Annotated in this window: 22 protein-coding genes and 2 pseudogenes; 21 read left to right on the top strand and 3 right to left on the bottom strand. The window is 61.8% G+C overall.

Translation table 11 applies throughout. The annotated features are described in order from the left end of the window. The gene (locus tag IEX16_RS02270; protein ID WP_188706134.1) at positions 1-1,380 is read right to left on the bottom strand and encodes an NAD(P)/FAD-dependent oxidoreductase; all 1,380 of its coding nucleotides are present in this window, start codon (positions 1,378-1,380) and stop codon (positions 1-3) included. A gap of 327 nt (positions 1,381-1,707) precedes the next feature. On the opposite strand from IEX16_RS02270, the gene mutS reads away from it, so the two are divergent. The 3 genes from mutS (at position 1,708) to IEX16_RS02255 (ending at position 6,077) form a co-directional block, all read left to right on the top strand. Next, positions 1,708-4,257 carry a DNA mismatch repair protein MutS gene (gene mutS / locus IEX16_RS02265; protein WP_188706297.1) on the top strand — a complete coding sequence of 850 codons (2,550 nt, stop codon included), beginning with the start codon at positions 1,708-1,710 and terminating at the stop codon, positions 4,255-4,257. Positions 4,258-4,281: 24 nt separating this feature from the next. Next, positions 4,282-5,109 carry a proteasome-type protease gene (locus tag IEX16_RS02260; protein WP_188706132.1) on the top strand — a complete coding sequence of 276 codons (828 nt, stop codon included), beginning with the start codon at positions 4,282-4,284 and terminating at the stop codon, positions 5,107-5,109. Positions 5,110-5,234: 125 nt separating this feature from the next. Further along, on the top strand, positions 5,235-6,077 hold the full coding sequence (locus IEX16_RS02255; RefSeq protein WP_229676117.1) for an alpha/beta fold hydrolase: 843 nt from the start codon (positions 5,235-5,237) through the stop codon (positions 6,075-6,077). Between the two features lie 673 nt (positions 6,078-6,750). On the opposite strand, the gene IEX16_RS02250 is transcribed toward IEX16_RS02255, so the two are convergent. Then, positions 6,751-7,584 carry an undecaprenyl-diphosphate phosphatase gene (locus IEX16_RS02250; protein ID WP_188706130.1) on the bottom strand — a complete coding sequence of 278 codons (834 nt, stop codon included), beginning with the start codon at positions 7,582-7,584 and terminating at the stop codon, positions 6,751-6,753. A gap of 186 nt (positions 7,585-7,770) precedes the next feature. Here IEX16_RS02250 and IEX16_RS02245 point away from each other — a divergent pair, with 186 nt between their 5' ends. From IEX16_RS02245 to IEX16_RS02195, 11 genes are all read left to right on the top strand, one after another. Continuing rightward, complete coding sequence (locus tag IEX16_RS02245; RefSeq protein ID WP_188706127.1) at positions 7,771-8,181, top strand: DUF2306 domain-containing protein; 411 nt, start codon at positions 7,771-7,773, stop codon at positions 8,179-8,181. 42 nt (positions 8,182-8,223) lie between these two features. Continuing rightward, on the top strand, positions 8,224-8,793 hold the full coding sequence (locus tag IEX16_RS02240) for a DUF6622 family protein (protein ID WP_188706125.1): 570 nt from the start codon (positions 8,224-8,226) through the stop codon (positions 8,791-8,793). 11 nt (positions 8,794-8,804) lie between these two features. Then, positions 8,805-9,110 carry a 2TM domain-containing protein gene (locus IEX16_RS02235; RefSeq protein ID WP_188706123.1) on the top strand — a complete coding sequence of 102 codons (306 nt, stop codon included), beginning with the start codon at positions 8,805-8,807 and terminating at the stop codon, positions 9,108-9,110. Between the two features lie 15 nt (positions 9,111-9,125). Further along, entirely contained in the window at positions 9,126-10,151 is a 1,026-nt protein-coding gene (locus tag IEX16_RS02230; protein ID WP_188706121.1) for an alpha/beta hydrolase family protein, read from the top strand. A gap of 22 nt (positions 10,152-10,173) precedes the next feature. Continuing rightward, positions 10,174-11,256 (top strand): sensor histidine kinase, encoded by a 1,083-nt coding sequence (locus IEX16_RS02225; protein WP_229676116.1) that lies wholly within the window; start codon positions 10,174-10,176, stop codon positions 11,254-11,256. Next, the gene (locus IEX16_RS02220) at positions 11,253-12,089 is read left to right on the top strand and encodes a LytR/AlgR family response regulator transcription factor (RefSeq protein ID WP_188706119.1); all 837 of its coding nucleotides are present in this window, start codon (positions 11,253-11,255) and stop codon (positions 12,087-12,089) included. Before IEX16_RS02225 ends, IEX16_RS02220 begins: the two co-directional genes overlap by 4 nt. Before the next feature lie 22 nt (positions 12,090-12,111). Next, positions 12,112-12,723 (top strand): DUF924 family protein, encoded by a 612-nt coding sequence (locus tag IEX16_RS02215; RefSeq protein WP_188706118.1) that lies wholly within the window; start codon positions 12,112-12,114, stop codon positions 12,721-12,723. A 219-nt stretch (positions 12,724-12,942) separates the two neighbouring features. Then, positions 12,943-13,494 (top strand): DUF3455 domain-containing protein, encoded by a 552-nt coding sequence (locus IEX16_RS02210; protein ID WP_188706116.1) that lies wholly within the window; start codon positions 12,943-12,945, stop codon positions 13,492-13,494. Between the two features lie 256 nt (positions 13,495-13,750). Next, positions 13,751-14,332 (top strand): DUF3455 domain-containing protein, encoded by a 582-nt coding sequence (locus tag IEX16_RS02205; protein WP_188706114.1) that lies wholly within the window; start codon positions 13,751-13,753, stop codon positions 14,330-14,332. 219 nt (positions 14,333-14,551) lie between these two features. Beyond that, positions 14,552-14,917: a hypothetical protein gene (locus IEX16_RS02200; protein ID WP_188706112.1), complete on the top strand. Its 366-nt coding sequence runs from the start codon at positions 14,552-14,554 to the stop codon at positions 14,915-14,917. Positions 14,918-15,068: 151 nt separating this feature from the next. Beyond that, complete coding sequence (locus IEX16_RS02195) at positions 15,069-15,557, top strand: DUF3455 domain-containing protein (RefSeq protein WP_188706110.1); 489 nt, start codon at positions 15,069-15,071, stop codon at positions 15,555-15,557. A gap of 90 nt (positions 15,558-15,647) precedes the next feature. Here the strand turns inward: IEX16_RS02195 and IEX16_RS02190 are convergent, their stop codons facing one another. Continuing rightward, positions 15,648-16,118, bottom strand: a complete 471-nt coding sequence (locus IEX16_RS02190) for a hypothetical protein (RefSeq protein WP_188706108.1) — start codon at positions 16,116-16,118, stop codon at positions 15,648-15,650. A gap of 147 nt (positions 16,119-16,265) precedes the next feature. Here IEX16_RS02190 and IEX16_RS02185 point away from each other — a divergent pair, with 147 nt between their 5' ends. The 7 genes and pseudogenes from IEX16_RS02185 to IEX16_RS02155 form a co-directional block, all read left to right on the top strand. Then, complete coding sequence (locus tag IEX16_RS02185; protein ID WP_188706106.1) at positions 16,266-18,059, top strand: glutamine--tRNA ligase/YqeY domain fusion protein; 1,794 nt, start codon at positions 16,266-16,268, stop codon at positions 18,057-18,059. Positions 18,060-18,104: 45 nt separating this feature from the next. Continuing rightward, positions 18,105-18,431: a type II toxin-antitoxin system RelE/ParE family toxin gene (locus tag IEX16_RS02180; RefSeq protein ID WP_188706104.1), complete on the top strand. Its 327-nt coding sequence runs from the start codon at positions 18,105-18,107 to the stop codon at positions 18,429-18,431. After that, positions 18,428-18,724 carry a helix-turn-helix domain-containing protein gene (locus IEX16_RS02175; RefSeq protein WP_229676115.1) on the top strand — a complete coding sequence of 99 codons (297 nt, stop codon included), beginning with the start codon at positions 18,428-18,430 and terminating at the stop codon, positions 18,722-18,724. Before IEX16_RS02180 ends, IEX16_RS02175 begins: the two co-directional genes overlap by 4 nt. 9 nt (positions 18,725-18,733) lie before the next feature. Then, positions 18,734-18,988, top strand: a pseudogene (locus IEX16_RS02170) (glutamine--tRNA ligase); the annotation flags it as partial. 82 nt (positions 18,989-19,070) lie between these two features. Next, complete coding sequence (locus IEX16_RS02165; RefSeq protein ID WP_188706102.1) at positions 19,071-19,304, top strand: addiction module protein; 234 nt, start codon at positions 19,071-19,073, stop codon at positions 19,302-19,304. After that, positions 19,301-19,600 (top strand): type II toxin-antitoxin system RelE/ParE family toxin, encoded by a 300-nt coding sequence (locus tag IEX16_RS02160; protein WP_188706100.1) that lies wholly within the window; start codon positions 19,301-19,303, stop codon positions 19,598-19,600. Before IEX16_RS02165 ends, IEX16_RS02160 begins: the two co-directional genes overlap by 4 nt. A gap of 59 nt (positions 19,601-19,659) precedes the next feature. After that, a pseudogene (locus IEX16_RS02155) lies at positions 19,660-19,872 on the top strand (glutamine--tRNA ligase); the annotation flags it as partial. Positions 19,873-19,874: the final 2 nt, after the last annotated feature.

Genomic DNA, 19,874 nt, shown 5'->3' with positions numbered 1-19,874 from the left:
TCAGCGCGCGATTGGCGCGCCATGCGCTGGCTGCTCGACGCTATCCACGGCATCCACAACACGGATGTTGGCCTTGCGCAAACGCATTGCGTGCCAGGAGCGTTTGAAGTTCAACGCCGAGGCGACGTAGAAAATACCCTTGAGCGCAGCCAATGAGCGCCAAATCGGTGTCTTGCCGAAAATATCACCCGCCAACATGGACAACAAGGCTTCCTTGACGCGCCAGACATTGTTGGGTGCCATGAACAGGTCACGCATGGTCGGGTTGGTCACGCGGTAGATGAACCACGAAAACTCCTTGGGACCCTTGCGCACCTGGCGGTCGAAGTGGGCAAGCGCCTCAGCGGCTTTGGCCGGCTGGCGCAGACAGATGTCCACCGTCTCGGCACCGACAAAACCACCTTGCATCGCCAGCATCACGCCCGATGAAAACACCGGGTCGATGAAGGTGAAGGCGTCGCCGATCATCACGTAGCCGGGGCCATGGGTCCGGTCGCAGGCGTAAGAAAAATTGCCGGTGGCTTCCACCTCCGAAGAAAGCGTGGCACCAGCCAGTCGCTCGGCGAGCGCCGGGCACAGGGCGATGGTGTCGAGGAAAAACTCCCTGACCGGCTTGGTCCGGCTCTTGAGGTAGTGCGGCCAGACCACCGCGCCTATGCTGGTGAAGCCGTCGGTCAGCGGGATGAACCAGAACCAGCCGTGGTCGAACCAGAAAATCGTGATGTTGCCTTCGTCCTGGCCCGGATGCCGCGTCGCGCCGGTGAAGTGGCCGTAGAGCGCCGAACTGTTGTGTTTGGGATTGCGGCGTTTCATGTCGAACTGCTTGCCGAGCACGGTGTCGCGTCCCGAGGCGTCCACCACAAAACGCGTGCGCCAGCGAGCGCTGCTGCCGTCTTCGTGCTGCGCCTGCACCGTGGCGCCGCTGCCGTCAGGCGCAAAATCTACGCCCCTGACACGGCAGCCTTCAATCACCTCGGCACCGAGCCGGGCCGCATTGCGAATCAAAATTTCATCAAACTCGGAACGCCGCACCTGGTAGGAAAACGGCATGGATTTGTCCCAAGCGTCGGCAAATGCAAAGGTCTGGCTTTTGGCGGCATGCCAGGGAGAGACAAATTCGGCGCCCCACTTTTCCATCCCGATGGCTTTGACAGCGTCGGCTACACCCAGCTTTTCAAGCAGAGACAAGTTGGCGGGAAGCAGCGACTCGCCGATGTGAAAACGTGGGTGATGCTCTTTTTCAAGCACCACCACCTTGTGGCCACGCTGTGCCAGCAGGGCACCCGCCGTGGCACCAGCAGGGCCACCACCTATGACCAGCACATCACATTCGGCGTCCCCAGCATTGCAGAAAGAAGTGGGCGAGTGGGGCTCGGTCATGGACAGGTCCTTGGTTAAAAACGGCAGCTATCGCGCCTGTGTGCGATGCCCTCCTGAGTTTAAGCGCCGTCCACACCAATATTTGTAGTGAAATGTCGCTTTACACAGCCGCAGCTCGCCTGTAAATACCTGACTTGGCGCACCCGCAGGGCATGCGCGGGCGCGCAAGTGCTATTATTTTCACCGGTCGTGCTGCCGCTGCGCCGCCTTGCCGGCCCTTTCCCTCCCGCCTGAGCCACGCCAGAACCTTCCGTGAACCTTTCCCATTCCGACACCGTTGCGGAGATTGCCGACACCGCCCCCGCTGCGGGCGGAAAACACACGCCCATGATGGTCCAGTACTTTGGGCTGAAGGCTGACTACCCGGACACGCTGCTGCTCTACCGCATGGGCGACTTTTATGAGCTGTTTTATGCCGATGCCGAAAAGGCCGCACGCCTGCTCGACATCACACTGACCCGGCGCGGCCAGTCGGCAGGAGAACCGGTGGTGATGGCCGGTGTGCCCTTCCATTCGCTCGAAGGCTATCTGGCCAAACTGATCAAACTCGGTGAGTCGGTGGCAATCTGCGAGCAGGTCGGCGACGTTGCCACCGCCAAGGGCCCGGTTGAACGCAAGGTGGTGCGCGTCGTCACGCCCGGCACCCTGACCGACACCGAACTGCTCAGCGACAAGACCGAATCGATTCTGCTGGCCGTGCACCAGGGCCTGCGCAACAGCTGCGGCCTGGCCTGGCTCAGCGTGACCCAGGGCGTGATCCACCTGGCACATTGCCCGGCCGACGAGCTTGAAGCCTGGATTGCGCGCATCGCGCCCAGCGAGTTGCTCTACAACGTCGAGGTCACGGCTGCCTTCGAGCAGCGCCTGAAAACCCAGCGCTGCGCCGTCAGCGCCCGCCCGGCCTGGCAGTTCGATGCGGCACTCGGTGCGCGCCGGCTGCTGGCGCAGTTACAGGTCGCTTCGCTCGCTTCCTGGAACGCCGAAGCCTTGCCGGAAGCCCATGCAGCGGCCTCAGCCCTGCTCGGGTATGCGGAACACACGCAGGGCCGGACCCTGCCACATGTGCACAGCCTGCAGGTGGTGCGCTCGGGTGAGCTGATCGAGCTGCCGCAAACCACGCGCCGCAACCTCGAATTGACACAAACCCTGCGCGGCGAGGATTCGCCCACACTGTTTTCACTGCTGGACACCTGCAGCACCGGCATGGGCAGCCGCGCACTCAAAAGCTGGCTGCTGAGCCCGCGCCGCGAGCGCAGCCAGGCCCAGGCGCGGCTCGACGCGATCACGGTGCTGCGCGGTGGCCTGCAGCAAAGCCTGCGCGCCGGGCTCAAGGGTTGCAGCGACGTCGAACGCATCACCGCACGCATCGCACTGCGCCAGGTGCGCCCGCGCGAACTGGTGGCGCTATGTCAGACGCTACAAAAAACAGAGCGCCTCACGCCCGACCAGCATGGGCTAGAGGCGTATTTGACCACTATCTTCGAGGATTTGCAGGCACCACCGGACTGTGCGGCGCTGTTGGGGCGTTATCTGCTGGAGGAACCCGCCGCGCTGATCCGCGACGGCGGCGTGATCAACCACGGCTGCGACGCCGACCTCGACGAGTTGCGCGGCATCCAGACCAACTGCGATGGCTTTTTGCTGGACCTTGAAAGCCGCGAACGCGCCCGCACCGGTATCGCCAATCTGCGTGTGCAGTTCAACAAGGTGCATGGTTTTTACATCGAGGTCACGCAGGGCCAGGCCGCCAAGGTACCTGACGACTACCGGCGCCGCCAGACCCTGAAAAACGCCGAGCGTTACATCACGCCTGAACTCAAGGCTTTTGAAGACAAGGCGCTGTCGGCCCAGGAGCGCGCGCTGGCCCGCGAAAAATGGCTGTACGAGCAGTTGCTGGACGAACTGCAGCACTTTGTACCGGCGCTGAGCCGGCTAGCGCGTGCACTGGCCAGCCTGGATGTGTTGTGCGCGCTGGCTGAACGCTCGCTGACATTGAACTGGGCCGCGCCGGTATTTGTGAAGGAACCCTGCATAAGCATCCGCGAAGGCAGGCATCCGGTGGTCGAGGCCCGACTCGATGAAACCAGCGGGGGCGCCTTTATTGCCAACGACTGCGACCTGGGCGGCAAAAGCCGCATGCAGATCATCACCGGCCCCAACATGGGCGGCAAATCGACCTATATGCGCCAGGTCGCGCTGATTGTGCTTCTGGCCAGCATGGGCTCGTATGTGCCGGCCGCCAGTTGCCGGCTCGGCCCGATTGACGCCATCCTGACCCGCATAGGCGCGGCCGACGACGTGGCCAATGCCCAGTCCACCTTCATGCTCGAGATGCTGGAAGCCGCGCAAATCCTGCACGCCGCCACACCGCATTCGCTGGTGCTGATGGACGAGATCGGCCGCGGCACCTCGACCTTCGACGGCCTGGCGCTGGCCGGCGGCATTGCCGCGCACCTGCACAACAAGACCCAGGCCTTCACGCTGTTCGCCACTCATTATTTCGAACTCACCGAATTCCCGGCGCGCCACCATGCGGCCGTTAATGTCCATGTCAGCGCGGTCGAGTCCGGCGCCGACATCGTGTTCCTGCACCACATTGAGCCCGGCCCGGCCAGCAAGAGTTACGGTATCGCCGTGGCCAAACTCGCCGGTGTGCCGGCCGGTGTCGTCCACCATGCGCGGCATGCGCTGGCCGCGCTGGAGACCCAGCAGGATGCGACGCGCGCTCAGGTCGACCTGTTCGCCGCGCCGCCCGAACAGCCTTCGCCTGAGGCCAGCGCTGTCGAAAAAGCGCTGGTCGGCATCAACCCCGATCTACTGAGTCCGCGCGAAGCGCTGGACGCTCTTTACCAACTCAAAAAGCTTGCCGCCGGCTGACTTTTCACCCACTATCGATTTCTCATGACTTACTGCGTCGCCATCAAACTCAACGCCGGCCTGGTGTTTCTCTCGGACTCCCGGACCAACGCCGGGCTGGACCAGATCAGTACTTTCCGAAAGATGATCATTTATGAAAAACCGGAAGACCGCTTCATGGTGCTGCTGTCGGCCGGCAATTTGTCGATCTCGCAATCGGTGCGCGAGATCCTGCAGATCGAGCAGCTCAAGGATCCCGAAGGCGGCCCGCCGATCACGATCTGGAACGCCAAAAGCATGTTCGACGCGGCGCGGGTGCTGGGCTCAGCGATCCGCCGCGTGCATGAGCGTGACGCTGACGACCTCAAACATGCCGGTGTCGAGTTCAATGTCTCGCTGATTTTCGGCGGGCAGATTCGCGGCGAAGGCATGCGGCTGTTCCAGGTCTATTCGGCCGGCAACTTTATTGAAGCGACGCCCGAGACGCCCTACTTTCAGGTCGGCGAGTCCAAATATGGCAAGCCGGTGCTGGACCGCGTGATCACGCCCGACACCCCGCTGGACGAAGCCGCCAAATGCGCGCTGGTGTCCATGGACTCGACGCTCAAGTCCAACCTGTCGGTCGGCCTGCCGCTGGACATGGTGGTTTATGAAGCCAATGCGCTGCAGACCGACAAGGTCGTGTGTATCGACCACGAAAACCCATACTTCCGCATGCTGCACAACAACTGGGGCAAAAAATTGCGCGAAGTTTTCGACAGCATCGAGGACCCGATGTGGACCGGTGGCGAAACCCAGGTGCCGCTGCTGACGCCGCTGACGCGCAACCAGCCACTCAAGAAAATAACCTCGCCCGAAGAAAAGTTGATTTGACACGGGACGGGGCAGCCTGATGCGCCCTGTCTGTCATTGCGGACCTGATCCGTAACCCATGGATCCCGGATCAAGTCCGGGATGACAAGCGAACTGTTCGTGTACGCGCCAACCACAAAGACCACGTGCCCGCCCTGACCAAACCCCTCATCATTTTCTCCCACGGCAACAGCTTTCCCGCAAGCACCTACGGTGTCTTGTTCCAGAGCCTGAAGGCGCGTGGCTTTCAGGTGCGAGCCATTGAAAAATTCGGTCACGACCCGCGTTACCCGGTCACCAGCAACTGGCCGCACCTGGTGCAACAACTGGCCGACTTCAGCGCCGAAGCCGTGGAAAAAACCGGTCAGCCTGTATTCCTGGTCGGTCACTCGCTGGGCGGTTTTTTGAGCCTGATGTGTGCGGCGCGCAACCCCGACATCGGCGGCCAGCCGTTGCGCGGCGTGTTGCTGATTGATTCACCGATTCTGGGTGGCTGGCGTGCCGCCGCATTGAGCGTGGCCAAACGCGCGCAACTCGTGGGCTCGATCTCGCCCGGCGCCATCAGTCGCAAGCGCAAACACCAGTGGCTGGGTCAAGCCGAGGTGCTGGCGCATTTCCGCAGCAAGAAGGCATTTGCGCAGTGGGACGAACAGGTGCTGCTCGACTACATCGAACATGGCACACACGATGCCCAGGGTGAAGGTGACAACCAGCGCATGCTCAGTTTTGACCGCGACGTTGAAACCGCGATCTACAACACCTTGCCGCACAACCTGGAAGGCCTCCTCAAGCGGCACCCGCTCAAATGTCCGGTGGCTTTCATCGGCGGGCGCCAGTCGGCCGAGATGAAACAGGTCGGCATGGCGATGACTGAAAAGGTTACCAAAGGCCGCATCATGATGCTGGACGGCAGCCACCTGTTTCCGATGGAAAAGCCGGTGGTCACCGCAGCGGCCATCGAGGCCTCGCTGCGCAACATGATGGGCTGAGCCCGCCGGATTGTCATTGCGGGCTTGACTCGCAAGCCATGCGCATTGAGTTGCGGCGTTGGCGAGATGTTTTCATGCATCACGCTGCGCCTACAGTCCGTTCTCGACAGTAGTTCCAACTCCCCACTCCCACCCCTAGCCCCTCCCTCGCCCCGCTGGGCGATGGAGGGGGACTTCATTTGGCCGCGTGCGCTGCGCTCGCGTGCAAACGTGACGGTCTGTTGGGATTCCCGTCCTTGAAGCGCTTTGCGCTTCAAAAACTCCGGATTTTTCTCAGGTATTGGTTTTCTTCTCCACCCGTCGGGCTGGGCCGAGGAGCGCAGGTCAAAGCGGATCAGGGCTCGCGATTGTCTGAACCGGGAGAGTGCTAGCGAGACCCCGCTTTTACAGAGCACCGTAGATTGCCCCGAAGCGCAGCGCAGGGGACCCAGACCATCGGATCGCCTTTTTCTTTGCTTACTTTCTTTTTGGCCACGCAAAAAGAAAGTGAGTTGCCGCCGGGCAACCCCCGGCTTGTTGGCAAAGCCTGAAACGTCGAGGCAAGAGGCGGCTTCGACACACTCAGCCCGAACGGTGGTGAACCAAGCTGTGCGAGTTATCCAACATGGATCCCGGATCAAGTCCGGGATGACAGGCCAGGAGCTCACCCCCCGGGCCACGACGAACGGAAAACTCAATCGGCCCAGCGAACCCAGCCCATCTGCGCCGTCACCAGCACCACGATGCCGAATACGATGCGGTACCAGGCAAAAGGCACAAAGCTGTGGGTGGCGATGTAGCGCAGCAGCCAGCGTATGCAGAGCCAGGCGCTGATGAATGAAAACAGCAGGCCGACAGCAAACATCGGCACGTCGGCCAGCGACAGCAGCGCGCGATCCTTGTACAGGCTGTAGACCCCCGCGCCTATCAGCGTCGGTATCGCCAGGTAAAACGAAAAGTCCGTCGCAGCCTTGCGCGACAGGCCCAGCAACATGCCGCCAATGATGGTCGCGCCGCTGCGGCTGGTGCCGGGAATCATGGCCAGGCACTGCACCAGGCCGACCTTGAGCGCGTCCATCAAAGTCATGGCTTCCACTTCTTGAATACGCGCCGCGGCGGGGTTGTTCTGCTGGCGCCGCTCGGCCCACAAAATGATGAAACCGCCGATGATGAAGGTGCTGGCCACCACCACCGGCGTGAACAGGTTGGCCTTGATGGCTTTGCCGAAGAGCAGCCCCAGAATGACGGCCGGCACAAAGGCCACGAACACATTGAGCGCAAACTGCTGCGCCTGTTTGTCGGTGGGCAGTGCCACCAGCGTATCGCGAATCTTCTGCCAGTAGACCAGAATCACCGCAAAGATGGCGCCAGTCTGGATCGCGATGTCGAAGACCTTGGCCTTGGCGTCGTCAAAACCGAGCAGCGCGCCGGCGAGGATCAGGTGGCCAGTGGAAGAAATCGGCAAAAACTCGGTCAGCCCCTCGACGATGCCCATGACGGCCGCCTTGATCAGCAATGTGATGTCCACGCACGCTCCAGAAGATAAGGCATGATTATCGCCGCCGGGCCTCAGGCGCCAGCAGCCCCTTGACGGGGATCCGTTCACGCCGCCCGGCTGCATTTCGCGCCGCGCCGTCCGCACTTCGTCGCAAGCCACTGGCGACGAGGGCTGCCTTTCGGCAAAGTCCGATCCACCCCCTCCAAGGAGACTCCCGTGGACATGTCCCCCGTTATCGCGGTTCACCTCAGTGCCGTTACCAGTGCCACGGTGCTGGGCCCGGTTGCGCTGTGGGCTCGCCGCGCACGCGACCAGCGACCGCGCCTGCACCGCGCCTTCGGTTACGCCTGGGTCACGCTGATGCTGGCAGCAGCCGTATCAGCGCTGTTCATCCGCGACTTCAAGCTGCCCAACATCAACGGTTACACCCCCATCCACCTTCTCATTCCCGTGGTGGTCGGCATGCTGGCGCTGGCCTTCTGGTTTCTGGCGCGGGGCAACATCCGCGGTCACCGCCTGACCATGCAGGGCCTGTACATCGGTGCCTGCCTGGTCGCCGGCAGCCTCGCGCTGTTACCCAGTCGCTACCTCGGCAAGCTGCTGTGGGGCAGCCAGGGCCTGATCTGACGCGCCCTTCCCCATCCTTTTACTTTCAACACGGAGAACACCATGCTGATCCCGCTGCTTTTGCAACACCTCCAGGCCCTGGTGCCGGTCCTGAAAAACACCCCGGTCTGGGTCTGGGGCCTGCTTGCCACCCTGCTCGCGCTGGGCCTGAGCCAGTTGCACACACGCAGCGTCAGCGCGCTGCCTATGACGCTGATGCCCGTGGCCATGACCGGCCTCTCTCTCTGGGGCACGGTCTCGGCTTTTGGCGGCTCGCCGCTGTTCGGCTTCGTGGTGCTGGCCTGGCTGGCCAGCGCAGCGGCCACGCTGTGCCTGATCGCTCCGCAGTCGCCGCCTGCGGGCACACGGTATGACGCGGCTTCGCGCAGCTTCACCGTGCCCGGCAGCTGGTTGCCGCTGGCGCTGATCGTGGGCATCTTCCTGACCAGGTACACCGTCGGTGTCGACCTCGCCATGCAGCCGCAATTGGCGCGCGACGGCCAGTACACATTGCTCATCGGCGCGTTGTACGGCCTGTTCAGCGGCGCCTTTGCCGGACGCAGCGCCCGCCTCTGGCGCCTGGCCCTGAAGCCCGCCACCCCTGCATCTTCATCTCCGCTCCTCAAGACCTGAAAGGAAACACCATGAACGCATTGCACGTCTCCACCGCCCTGGTCGACACCGGCCTAGAACGACTGGCACGCAAACGCGCCGGCGCCAAACTCGGCTGGTACATCCATGCCTCGGTTTACCTGGGGGTCAACCTGCTGCTGGTCGCGCTGTCGCTTGCCAGCGGACGCCACTGGGCCGTCTTCCCGCTGCTCGGCTGGGGCATCGGCCTGGCGGTGCACGGCGCCGTGGTGTTTCTGATCACCGGTGGCGCCGGCATACACGAGCGCCTGGTGGAGCAAGAGCGCGAACGCCTCACGCTGCAGCGCGATCCCTGGTAATTACAGGAACACCCCATGCGCAACTACTTCATCACCGGCCTGCTGTCTCTCGCCGCCGCCTATGCCCAGGCCGGCATGGGTTTCACCGAACTGCCGGGCCTGCAGGCCGACGGTCCCGTCACCGTCTTCTACCCCACCCTCGGCGAAGGCCAGCGCATCCAGAAAGGCCCATTTTCCCTGCAACTGGACCTGCAAGGTCCGCCGGTGCGCGGCAACGGCCGGCTGGTTGTCATTTCGCACGGCTCGGGCGGCTCGCCCTGGACTTTTACCAACCTGGCGCGCACGCTGGTCGATGACGGCTTTGTGGTTGCGCTGCCTCGGCACCGTGGCGACAACCACAAAGATCCGTCCAGCCCCGGACCCGACAGCTGGAAGCTGCGACCCGCCGAGGTGTCACGCGCCATTGACACGGTAGCGCGCGACCCGCGTTTTGCGCTACTGCTGGCGCTGGACAAGGTGGGCATGTACGGCATGTCGGCCGGCGGCCACACCGCCTTGAGCCTGGCCGGCGGGCGCTGGTCGCCGGCCCAGTTCGCCAGCCATTGCGGTGCGAACATCGCGGAAGACTTTCAGACCTGCGTCGGGCTGATCACGCGGCTGACCGGCGGCGTGTTTGACGGTCTGAAGAAAACCGTGGCGCTGGCCGTGATCCGGCAGAAATTCAGCGATGCCACCTGGCTGGTTCACACCGATCCCCGCATCCGTGCGGTGGTGGCGGGTGTGCCGCTGGCCGCCGACTTCGACATGGACTCCCTGGCCGCGCCGCCCGTACCGCTGGGACTGGTCACGGCCCGGCAGGACAAATGGCTGCTGCCGCGTTTTCACAGCGACCGCGTGCTGCAGGCCTGCAAAGCCTGTGAACTTGTGGCCGACCTGCCGAACGGCGGACACGGCGCCTTGCTGTCTCCGCCGCCGCCGGCCGATGTCTTGTCGCCTCTGGCCCAGGACCTGCTGCTGGACCCGCCCGGCTTCGACCGCAGCGCGCTGCCGGCGGTGGACCGCCAGATCACCGCCTTCATGCGCAAGCACCTGTTGCCGTAGCTGCCGCCCTAGAATGATCCGCATGACCTTGCCCCGCAGCCCCGAAGCCATCGAACGGCCCGTGATGCAGATCAACTGGATCGCCAAGCTGCGCCATCTGCTGCAGGTGATCGCCTTTGCGCTGGGCATTGCCACGCTCCAGTACGCCTTCATGCCGGACAAGCCCTATGGCCCGCCGCTGGTGTATTCCCTGTTCATTGCCACCATCACCTGGGCCGTGATTGACCTGGGGCGTGATCTCTTTCCCTCAAGTGCAGAAACTGGCTGGCCACAGGGTTGGGCCGGCCTGGCCCTGGTGCTCGGCGGTATTGTGCTGGGTTATGTGCTCGGCACCCGGATCGCGGACACGCTGTGCCAATACTACGGCTGGTACCCGCCCGGCGCCGGCCAACAGGACCCGGCCCAGCTTCGCAGCTCCATCCTGATCACCGCGATCGCCGGCATGGTTGGCAGCTTTTACTTCTACGCGGTCAACAAGAGCGCCTACCTGCAGCGCAAGATGACCGAAGCGCGCCAGCATGCCAGCGAAGCGCGACTCAAGCTGCTGGAAACCCAGCTTGAGCCACACATGCTGTTCAACACCCTGGCCAACCTGCGCGCGCTGATCGGCAACGACCCGCAACGCGCCCAGGTCATGCTGGACCACATGATTGCCTATCTGCGTGCCACGCTAGGCGCATCGCTGGCGCCCACACATACGCTGCAAGCCGAGTTTGACCGCGTACGCGATTACCTGGCGCTGATGGCCATCCGCATGGGCCCGCGCCTGTCATATGCGCTGGACCTGCCCGAAGCGCTGGCCCACTGCCCCGTGCCCACGCTGCTGCTTCAGCCACTGGTGGAAAACAGCATCAAACATGGGCTGGAGCCCAAGATCGAAGGCGGGCACATCGCCGTCAGCGCGCGCCGTGAAGGCGACGCGCTGGTGCTGGATGTCATCGACAACGGCGTCGGGCTGGCTGGCGCCCCCGACGGCACCGGCTTCGGCATGGCCCAGGTGCGCGAACGCTTGGCCAGCACCTACGGCGCCTCGGTCGCTATAGAATTAGTAGCTGTTAGCGCAGGCGGGGCAAGGGCTACAGCCCGATTTTCCTTAAAAATATGAGTCATCTTCCAGCCACAGCCCTGATTGCCGAAGACGAACCACTGCTGGCCCAGGCGCTGCAGGCCGAGCTGGCGCGCGCCTGGCCCGGGTTGCGCGTGCTGGCCAGTGTGGGTGACGGTGCATCCGCTGTGGCGCAGGCGCTGGCGCTGCGGCCCGACGTGTTGTTCTTTGACATCCGCATGCCCGGCCTGGGCGGGCTGGAGGCTGCGGCCGAACTGGCCGACGAATGGCCGACCAGCAGCGCCTTTCCCGCGCTGGTGTTCGTCACGGCCTACGACCAGTACGCGGTGCAGGCGTTTGAAACCCAGGCGGTCGACTACCTGCTCAAACCCGTGCAGCCGGCTCGCTTGCAAAAAACAGTGTCAAAAGTGCAGTCAGCCCTTGCAGCACGGGCGCAGGCAGCCGTGAATTCAGGCGCACATGACAGCGCCACCTGGAACCCCGCCCTGGACCAGGCGCTGGGCCAGTTGCGCCATCTGCTGGCCGCTGGCCAGACGCCGGCCGCCAGCCCGCTCAAGCTGATTCAGGTCAGTGCGGGCAGCAGCATTCGCATGGTGCCGGTTGCCGACGTGGTGTATTTCGAGGCTGCCGACAAGTACATCCGCGTGCTGACCGCCAGCCACGAGTACCTGATACGCATGCCGCTCAAGGAGCTGCTGCCTCAGCTCGATGCGCAGCTGTTCTGGCAGATCCACCGCGGCACGGTGGTGCAGGCCCAGACCATCGACAGCGTGCAACGCGACGAAGCCGGCAAGCTGTCGCTGACTCTGCGCGGCCGGCCCGAGAGGCTGGCGGTAAGCCGGTTGTACAGTCAGCAGTTCCGGGCGATGTAAGCGCCCTGTTCCGACTGCCGCCATGCCTGATTCCGTCACGCCTGCGTCCGTCCTCGACTTCTGGCTCGGTGAAAATTTCGCCTCCGGGTGGCCCAGCCGCGACATGGGCAGGCAGTGGTTTGGCGGTACGACAGAGCTGGACCAGCAGATTGCCGACCGCTTTGGGACACCAGTCACGCAAGCGCTGGGCGGTGGCCTGACCGACTGGGAGGGCCAGCCACTGGACCGCCTGGCGCTGGTGATCCTGCTCGACCAGTTTCCGCGCAATATGTATCGCGGCAAGGCCCAGGCCTTCGCCGGCGACGAGCGCGCCCAGTCCCTGGTGACAGACGCTTTGGCGCAGAGCATGGATGCGCAACTACCCTGGGTGGGCCGCATGTTTTTGTGTATGCCGCTGATGCACGCGGAAGACCTGATGCTGCAGGAAGAAGGCGTGCGCTGCTTTCGCGAAATGGCCGACGCGGTGCCTCAAGACCTGCGTGTCACACTGGCCAGCAGCTTGCGTTTTGCCGAGCAACACCGCGACATCATCGCCCGCCTGGGCCGCTTTCCCTATCGAAACAGTGCGCTGGGACGCGCCAACTCGGCGCTGGAATTCGAGTTCCTCAAAAACGGCCCGCGCTTCGGGCAGTGAGGCGGTCACACCGGCCTGTCACACCAGCCGTCCCAGCCGCCGCCTCAGGTCGTCCACGGGACTTTTTGCACTTTTTTGTCCCGGTCTGAATCCAGCGTCCATCCGCTTGCGTAAACTTTTCAGGGAGCCATGCATGGCCAGGTCAAAACGGTCGTGCAGAGGAGCTGACAACAAACTGGCACCCGCCAGCTCACCTCTCACTTAACCAGGAGTTACCAAATGATGATCCGCACCGCCATCGCTACCGCCGCCGTTTCGCTGATCACCGCCTGCGGCAGCATGTCCCCAATGATGCCAACCTACTCCCAGGCCGCGCTGCCCGCAGCCGTGCAAGTGCCCGCCGGCAACAAAGTTGCCCTGGAAACCGTGGGCGTCGGCGAGATCACTTATCAGTGCAGCGCCAAGAAAGACATGGCAGGCCAGTTCGAATGGGTGTTTGTCGGCCCCGACGCCAAGCTCAATGACCGCAGCGGCAAGCAAGTCGGCAAATATTACGGCCCACCGGCCACCTGGGAAGCCATGGACGGCTCCAAGCTGACCGCCGTGCAAGTCGCTGTTGCGCCCAACGCCAGCATGGCCGGCAGCATCCCGCTGCAACTCGTCAAGGGCAACCCCGCCATGGGCTCCGGCGCCATGCAGGGCGTGACCTTCATCCAGCGCGTGGACACCCGCGGCGGCGTCGCCCCGGCCATGCCATGCGCTGCCGGCAACCTGAATGCCAAACAAATCGTCAAATACCAGGCCGACTACATCTTCTACAAGGCCATGTAAGGCCAGGTTGATCTGCTCTCGGGAAGCTCGCTTTCTGTCCAGATGGTGAGCGACCAGCTCTGAAGTTAGGCGGAGCTGGTTTTAGCCCACAGGCCGCGTGCGCCCTGTGGGCTTTTTTGCGCCTGCTTCCGGGTGCACTGCAGAGGTGCATCTGGAAAGCGCTCTTGCCTTGCAGTCTGCCGACCAAGCGTCCTACATGCACTTACATCATTCCCGGCTCTACTGGCAATAAGTAAAAACAAACCGGGGAATCCAGATGAAAAGCACCAACACCCAATTCCGCACCGCTGGCAAAAGTCTGCTCTGCACCACCCTGATGATCGGTGGCACCGCGCTGATCATGGCTGCTTGCTCCAGCGCGCCACCGCTGCCCAAAATGTACAGCCAGGACCGCCTGCCACAAGCTGTGATGGTGCCGGCCGGCCACCAGGTCGTGCTCGAAACCCGCGCCACCGGCATCCTCAATTACGAATGCAAGCCCACCGCCACCGGCCCCTACGGCTGGGTGCTGGTCAGCCCGCAAGCCAACCTGCTGGACCGCACCGGCAAGGATGTGGTCGCTTATTCCGGCCCGCCCGCCACCTGGAAGCACATTGACGGCTCCAGCGTTGTGGGCACCCAGGTCTCCGTGGCGCCTAACGGTGAGTACACGCTGCCGCTGCAACTGGCGCGGGCCGAACCGTCCATGGGCACCGGCGCATTGCAAAACATCAGCTTCATCCAGCGGGTCAACACCAAGGGCGGTGTTGAAAAAACAAAACCTTGCGCTGCCCTCAACACCGGTGAAAAGCTGACCCTGCCCTACCAGGCTGACTACATCTTCTGGCGCCAGGGTTAAGCATCAAGCGTCAGGGTAGGGCAAACCCGAGGTACGCAGGCCACGCAAGGAAGCGCACCTGCATGCCTTGGGGGCTAACTCCTACACCTGCGGACCGACTTTGGCGGTGTACTGTAACAAGCGGGTAAACAACCCGACTGCCAAAACAACTTGGCAAGCAAAGCAAAAGTTGAATAAGGGGTGATTGCGATGAGAAGCACACACAACACAATTCGCGCCTTGGTCATAGGAATTGGTCTGACCCTGCTTGTCATCACCGGCACCGCCGCCGTGATGGCCGCTTTTTCCGCCCCTGCGCCCGCGACCCATATCTATCGCCGCGTCGCCGTCACCGCCCCTCTCCCGCCCACAACACACCAGGCTATCGGCCATGACACCGTGTTGTATGAGCCCGTCGTTCTTGTAAACGGCCGAGTTCAATGGGTGCTGTCCGGCGAGCCCGACAGTTCGTCAATTTATTCAAGCGCAGCCAGAACCGTCAGCTACACTCTGGTGGTGAAACCGACGGGCCTGAGCAAAGCCGTCAAAAACTGCAGCCCTCCGACCAACCACGCCTACGACATTGCATGTAATTTGGTGAGTTGATCGCCTGGATAGGGGCACGAGCTTGTCATCACCGGAAAGCATCTTGAAACCATATCCTGCCTCTTCCCGTCTCCGCCGCCCCTTGCAAGGCCTGCCTGCGCTGACATTGCTTGTTGCAGCCGCCCTGCTGGCGGGATGCAATTCCCGGTCCTTGAATTTGACGCAGTACCTGACCCAGCAACCCACCTTGCCGTTAGACATCCGCGTGCCGGCAGGCCACCTGGCGGTGCTTGAAGCCCGCGGCATTGGCGAACTGCAATACGAATGCCAGGCCGTCAACCGTGCGCCCTTTCAGTATGCCTGGCTGCCCAGGGACCGCAGCATCGAGCTCAGGGACAGCGCCAACAACCGCATCGTGCTGGCGCGTAGCGCCCGCAACTGGTTGCACCGCGACGGCTCCGAGCTGGCTGTTAAAGAGTTCATCGAAGTGAACAACGGCGACCCCAACCTGCCGCTGCAGCGCGCCCGGGTCGAACCCGGCAACCAGCCTGGCGCGCTCCACAACATCAGCTACATCCAGCGCATCAGAACCCTGGGTGGTTTGCCGTCAACGCGCAATTGCAGCTCAGCCGAACTCGGCATGCGTGTCAACGTGCCTTATGAGGCCGACTACGTGTTCTGGCGACCCACGGCCTCTTGATCGAAACCAAACCATAAAAAAAAGCCCCCAAGCATGCAGCTTGGGGGCTTTTTTATGAATGGCACCTTTCGGAAGCGCCCCGCGCTGATATTAACGATGGTGACCATTTCCATGACCGTCGCCATGGTCGCGGTGACCTTGACCTTGACCTTGACCGTGTCCGCGGTGTCCGCGATGACCGTGACCCTCATGGCGGTAGTGATGGCCGCCGCGGTAATAAACCGGAGGCGGCGCCATGTAAACCGGCGCCTGCACATAAACCGGGTGCGGACGGTAGACCGGCTGAGGCTGCACATACACGGGCTGCGGATGGTAGCCATATGACGGTTGTTGCTGGTAGCCATACACAGGCTGGCCATAAGCCGGCGAGGTGTAGACCGGGTAGGCGTTGCTCACACCGAAAACCACGCCCGGGGTGGACACCCCGACAGAGAAACTCACATCGCCACGGGCATGTGCACCGCTGGAAAAACCCATCGCGGCAATGGACAACACCGCAGCGGCACCGGCCATCAGCAGGGTCCGGCTGGACGAATCGGAACGGGTGATTGACTTGATCATTTCTTTCTCCTGGTTGGGGCGCTTGTTGCCTATGTGGGTATTAAACGTCCCAGCCCTGAAACCGCCTACCCACTGCACAGTGAAGAGCGTAGCCAAAAGTAACGCCCAGGCCGTCTTTAAACACGGGCACCCCCTAGAATCAAGCGCATGACCCCCTCTGCAGACAAAGAACACCCCAAAACCAGCAATTTTTTGCGCCAGATCATCGAAAAAGATCTGGCCGAAGCCACCTACGCCGGCAGGAAATGGGGCGGCAGCCCCGGCGACGCCGCCCACCACGCCGCCGGCCAGCCGGATCCGGCCAGGGTCCGCCTGCGTTTTCCGCCCGAGCCCAACGGCTACCTGCACGTCGGCCATGCCAAAAGCATTTGCCTGAATTTCGGCCTGGCGCGCGACTACGGCGGCATCTGCCACCTGCGTTTTGACGACACCAACCCCGAAAAAGAAGACACCGAGTACGTCGACGCCATCAAGGACGCGGTCCAGTGGCTGGGCTTCGACTGGCTCAACAACGGTCCTCGCGGTATAGAAGTCAACCTGTATCAGGCCAGCGACTACTTCGACTTCATGTACCGCGCCGCCGAGTATTTGATCGAGTGTGGCAACGCCTATGTGGACGAACAAAGCGCCGACGAGATGCGCATCCACCGCGGCGACTTTGTCAAACCCGGCGTCAACAGCCCCTTCCGCACCCGCACCCCGGCTGAAAATCTGGCGCGCTTCCGCGAAATGCGTGACGGCAAACTGGCAGACGGCGCCGCCGTGTTGCGCGCCAAAATCGACATGGCCTCGCCCAACATCAATATGCGCGACCCGGCGATCTACCGCATACGCCGCGCGCACCATCACAACACCGGCGACAAGTGGTGCATCTACCCGATGTACACCTACGCCCACCCGATCGAAGACGCGCTTGAGCAGATCACCCACAGCATCTGCACGCTGGAGTTCGAGGATCAGCGCCCTTTCTACGACTGGCTGCTCGACAAACTGGCCGAAGGGCAACTGATCGCCACCCCACACCCGCGCCAATACGAGTTTGCGCGCCTCAATCTGACCTATGTACTGACCAGCAAACGCAAGCTGGCCCAGCTCGTCAACGAGAAGCGCGTCAGCGGCTGGGACGACCCACGCATGCCCACCATCGTCGGCCTGCGCCGGCGCGGCTACACGCCCGAAGCGATTCATTTGTTTGCCGAACGCATAGGCGTGACCAAAAGCGACAGCTGGATCGACTACAGCACGCTCGAAGGCGCATTGCGCGACACGCTGGACCCGATCGCCCCGCGCGCCATGGCTGTGCTGGACCCGGTCAAGCTGGTGCTGACGAATTGGGATGAGGTCATGGGCGCAGGAACGCTCGACGATTGCAGCGCCCCGGTGCACCCGCACCACCCCGAGCAGGGCAAACGCGAATTCAAGATTGGCAAGGAAGTCTGGATCGAACGCACCGACTACGAAGAAACGCCGCCCAAGGGCTTCTTCCGCCTCTTTCCTGGCAGCAAGGTGCGCCTGAAATACGGCCACGTGATCGAATGCACCGGCGCAATGAAAGACGCCAACGGCAATGTCACGGAAGTATTGGCCACCTTGATCCCCGACACCAAAAGCGGCACACCGGGCTCCGACGCGGTCAAGGTCAAGGGTGTGATCACCTGGGTCGGCGTCGACGATGCAGTGCAGGCCGAAGTACGGCTCTACGACCGCCTGTTCACCGAGGCGCATCCCGAAGCGGACGGCAAAGATTTTCTGGAGAACTTGAACCCAAACAGCCTGTCGGTGGTGACGGCTTATGTTGAGCCTTCACTGGCTTCTGTCGCGGTCGGTCAGCGCTTCCAGTTCGAGCGGCATGGGTACTTTGTCACTGACTTGAAGGATCACGCTGCGGGGAAAGCGGTGTTCAATCGGGTGACGGGGATGAAGGACTCCTGGGGCAAGTAGATGCCAATATCGGAAAACGATAAAACTTATCATATTTGATATAAAATGAAACGCATTCAATGGCTGGGAACATCGCTGAATGCGGTACGCGAGTTCCCGGTCGATGCGCGTATGTTCATCGGGCAGGAACTTCGACTGGTGCAAAGTGGTTTGATGCCAAGCGACTTCAAGCCCATGCTTTCGGTAGGCTCCGGGGCTTATGAAATACGGGTACGTGCAGGAAACCAGTACCGTGTGATTTATGTGGCGAAATTTTCCGACTCGGTTTACGTGCTTCACGCCTTCATTAAAAAGACACCCAAGACTGCCCTGCCTGATCTGGAAGTTGCGAGAAACCGATACGCCGCACTGTCGAAGGAGAAGAAATCATGACTGAAAAAATGCGCCGTGTTGTCGGCAGTGACAACGTCTTTCGCGATCTGGGTTTTCCCGAGGCCGAAGCGCAAAACCTGCTGCTGCGCGCTGATCTGGTCATCCACATCCGCAAAGTGATAGACAAGCTTGGTATCACCCAGGCAGAAGCCGCAAAACGCGTGGGGATTACCCAGCCGCGCATGAACGATCTGGTTAAAAACCGTACTCACAAATTTACGCTGGACGCATTGGTCAACGTAGCGGCCAGTCTCGGGTACTCGGTTCAGTTGAAACTCAAAAAAGCTGCTTGAGCTTGGACGGACATGCGATCGTATGCCCGGCTGTTCTACAAGGCGCAACCTGAAGCGGATGGAAAAGATTTTCTGCAGAACCTGAATCCAGCCAGCCTGTTGGTGGTGACGGCTTATGTGGAGCCTTCACTGGCTTCTGTTGCGGCCGGGCAGAGATTTCAGTTTGAGAGGCATGGGTACTTTGTCACTGACTTGAAGGATCACGCTGTGGGGAAAGTCGTGTTCAATCGGGTCACGGGGATGAAGGATTCCTGGGCCAAATAAGACATAACGCCAGCAGGCCACGTGCAAACGGGTCGGCGTTATAGTGAGTCATGCCTTCTCTGATCCTGTCAAGGAGCGAACAATGAGCCAAACCGCAGAAGCCCTGAGCGCGCAAGCGTTGCAATTGCCCCCGAATGAACGTCTGGCGCTGGTCGAGCATCTTCTCGACAGCCTCGACGTTCCTGACACATTGCTGGAAGCGCTGTGGACAGCAGAGGCCAACGACCGCCTTGCGGCATACAGGCGCGGCGAGATCCGCGCCATCCCGCTGTCAGACGTGCTGGGCAAATACCAGGTAGCCAACCGGTCGGCATGAACATCCGGCTTCTTGAGCCCGCACAGACCGAACTCGATGGGGCCATCGAATGGTATGCAAGTCAGGCGCCCGGTTTGGGCCAGGCATTTTTGCTTGAAACCCTGAAAACCCTGAAGCTGATCAGCCAGTTTCCAAACGCGTGGCATCCGCTGTCGCCCACCCTTAGGCGCTGCCGACTGAATCGTTTTCCTTACAGCATCATCTACAGTGCAGACGAGAGCGACCTCTTGGTCATCGCGGTCGCCCATCAGCACCGCAAGCCACAGTACTGGAAAAACAGGGTACAAGCGCGATGACCTGCAGGAAGAACAGTGCATAAACGGGACACCGGACTGGCTCCAGAGGAGTTCCAGCCGAAACGGATGGCAAAGATTTTCTGGAGAACCTCAACCCCAACAGCCTGTCGGTGGTGACGGCTTATGTAGAGCCTTCACTGGCGACTATGGCGACTGGTCAGCGCTTTCAGTTTGAGCAGCATGGGTACTTTGTGACCGACTTGAAGGATCATGCTGCGGGGAAAGCGGTTTTCAATCGGGTGACGGGGATGAAGGATAGTTGGGGGAAATAGCG

It is taken from the genome of Polaromonas eurypsychrophila (genome assembly GCF_014641715.1).
In the GTDB taxonomy this organism is placed as follows: Bacteria; Pseudomonadota; Gammaproteobacteria; order Burkholderiales; family Burkholderiaceae_C; genus Polaromonas; species Polaromonas eurypsychrophila.
Note: the sequence above shows the minus strand (reverse complement) of the source record. Positions and strands in the feature narration are given on the sequence as shown.

What these genes read in the sequence shown, in the direction of transcription:
- IEX16_RS02210 (WP_188706116.1), top strand. Translation starts at nt 12,943, where the DNA reads ATGATGATCCGCACCGCCATCGCTACCGCCGCCGTTTCGCTGATCACC.
- IEX16_RS02180 (WP_188706104.1), top strand. Translation starts at nt 18,105, where the DNA reads ATGAAACGCATTCAATGGCTGGGAACATCGCTGAATGCGGTACGCGAG.
- IEX16_RS02220 (WP_188706119.1), top strand. Translation starts at nt 11,253, where the DNA reads ATGAGTCATCTTCCAGCCACAGCCCTGATTGCCGAAGACGAACCACTG.
- IEX16_RS02205 (WP_188706114.1), top strand. Translation starts at nt 13,751, where the DNA reads ATGAAAAGCACCAACACCCAATTCCGCACCGCTGGCAAAAGTCTGCTC.
- mutS (WP_188706297.1), top strand. Translation starts at nt 1,708, where the DNA reads ATGATGGTCCAGTACTTTGGGCTGAAGGCTGACTACCCGGACACGCTG.
- IEX16_RS02235 (WP_188706123.1), top strand. Translation starts at nt 8,805, where the DNA reads ATGAACGCATTGCACGTCTCCACCGCCCTGGTCGACACCGGCCTAGAA.
- IEX16_RS02260 (WP_188706132.1), top strand. Translation starts at nt 4,282, where the DNA reads ATGACTTACTGCGTCGCCATCAAACTCAACGCCGGCCTGGTGTTTCTC.
- IEX16_RS02160 (WP_188706100.1), top strand. Translation starts at nt 19,301, where the DNA reads ATGAACATCCGGCTTCTTGAGCCCGCACAGACCGAACTCGATGGGGCC.
- IEX16_RS02240 (WP_188706125.1), top strand. Translation starts at nt 8,224, where the DNA reads ATGCTGATCCCGCTGCTTTTGCAACACCTCCAGGCCCTGGTGCCGGTC.
- IEX16_RS02165 (WP_188706102.1), top strand. Translation starts at nt 19,071, where the DNA reads ATGAGCCAAACCGCAGAAGCCCTGAGCGCGCAAGCGTTGCAATTGCCC.
- IEX16_RS02175 (WP_229676115.1), top strand. Translation starts at nt 18,428, where the DNA reads ATGACTGAAAAAATGCGCCGTGTTGTCGGCAGTGACAACGTCTTTCGC.
- IEX16_RS02230 (WP_188706121.1), top strand. Translation starts at nt 9,126, where the DNA reads ATGCGCAACTACTTCATCACCGGCCTGCTGTCTCTCGCCGCCGCCTAT.
- IEX16_RS02190 (WP_188706108.1), bottom strand. Translation starts at nt 16,118, where the DNA reads ATGATCAAGTCAATCACCCGTTCCGATTCGTCCAGCCGGACCCTGCTG.
- IEX16_RS02225 (WP_229676116.1), top strand. Translation starts at nt 10,174, where the DNA reads ATGACCTTGCCCCGCAGCCCCGAAGCCATCGAACGGCCCGTGATGCAG.
- IEX16_RS02270 (WP_188706134.1), bottom strand. Translation starts at nt 1,380, where the DNA reads ATGACCGAGCCCCACTCGCCCACTTCTTTCTGCAATGCTGGGGACGCC.
- IEX16_RS02185 (WP_188706106.1), top strand. Translation starts at nt 16,266, where the DNA reads ATGACCCCCTCTGCAGACAAAGAACACCCCAAAACCAGCAATTTTTTG.
- IEX16_RS02215 (WP_188706118.1), top strand. Translation starts at nt 12,112, where the DNA reads ATGCCTGATTCCGTCACGCCTGCGTCCGTCCTCGACTTCTGGCTCGGT.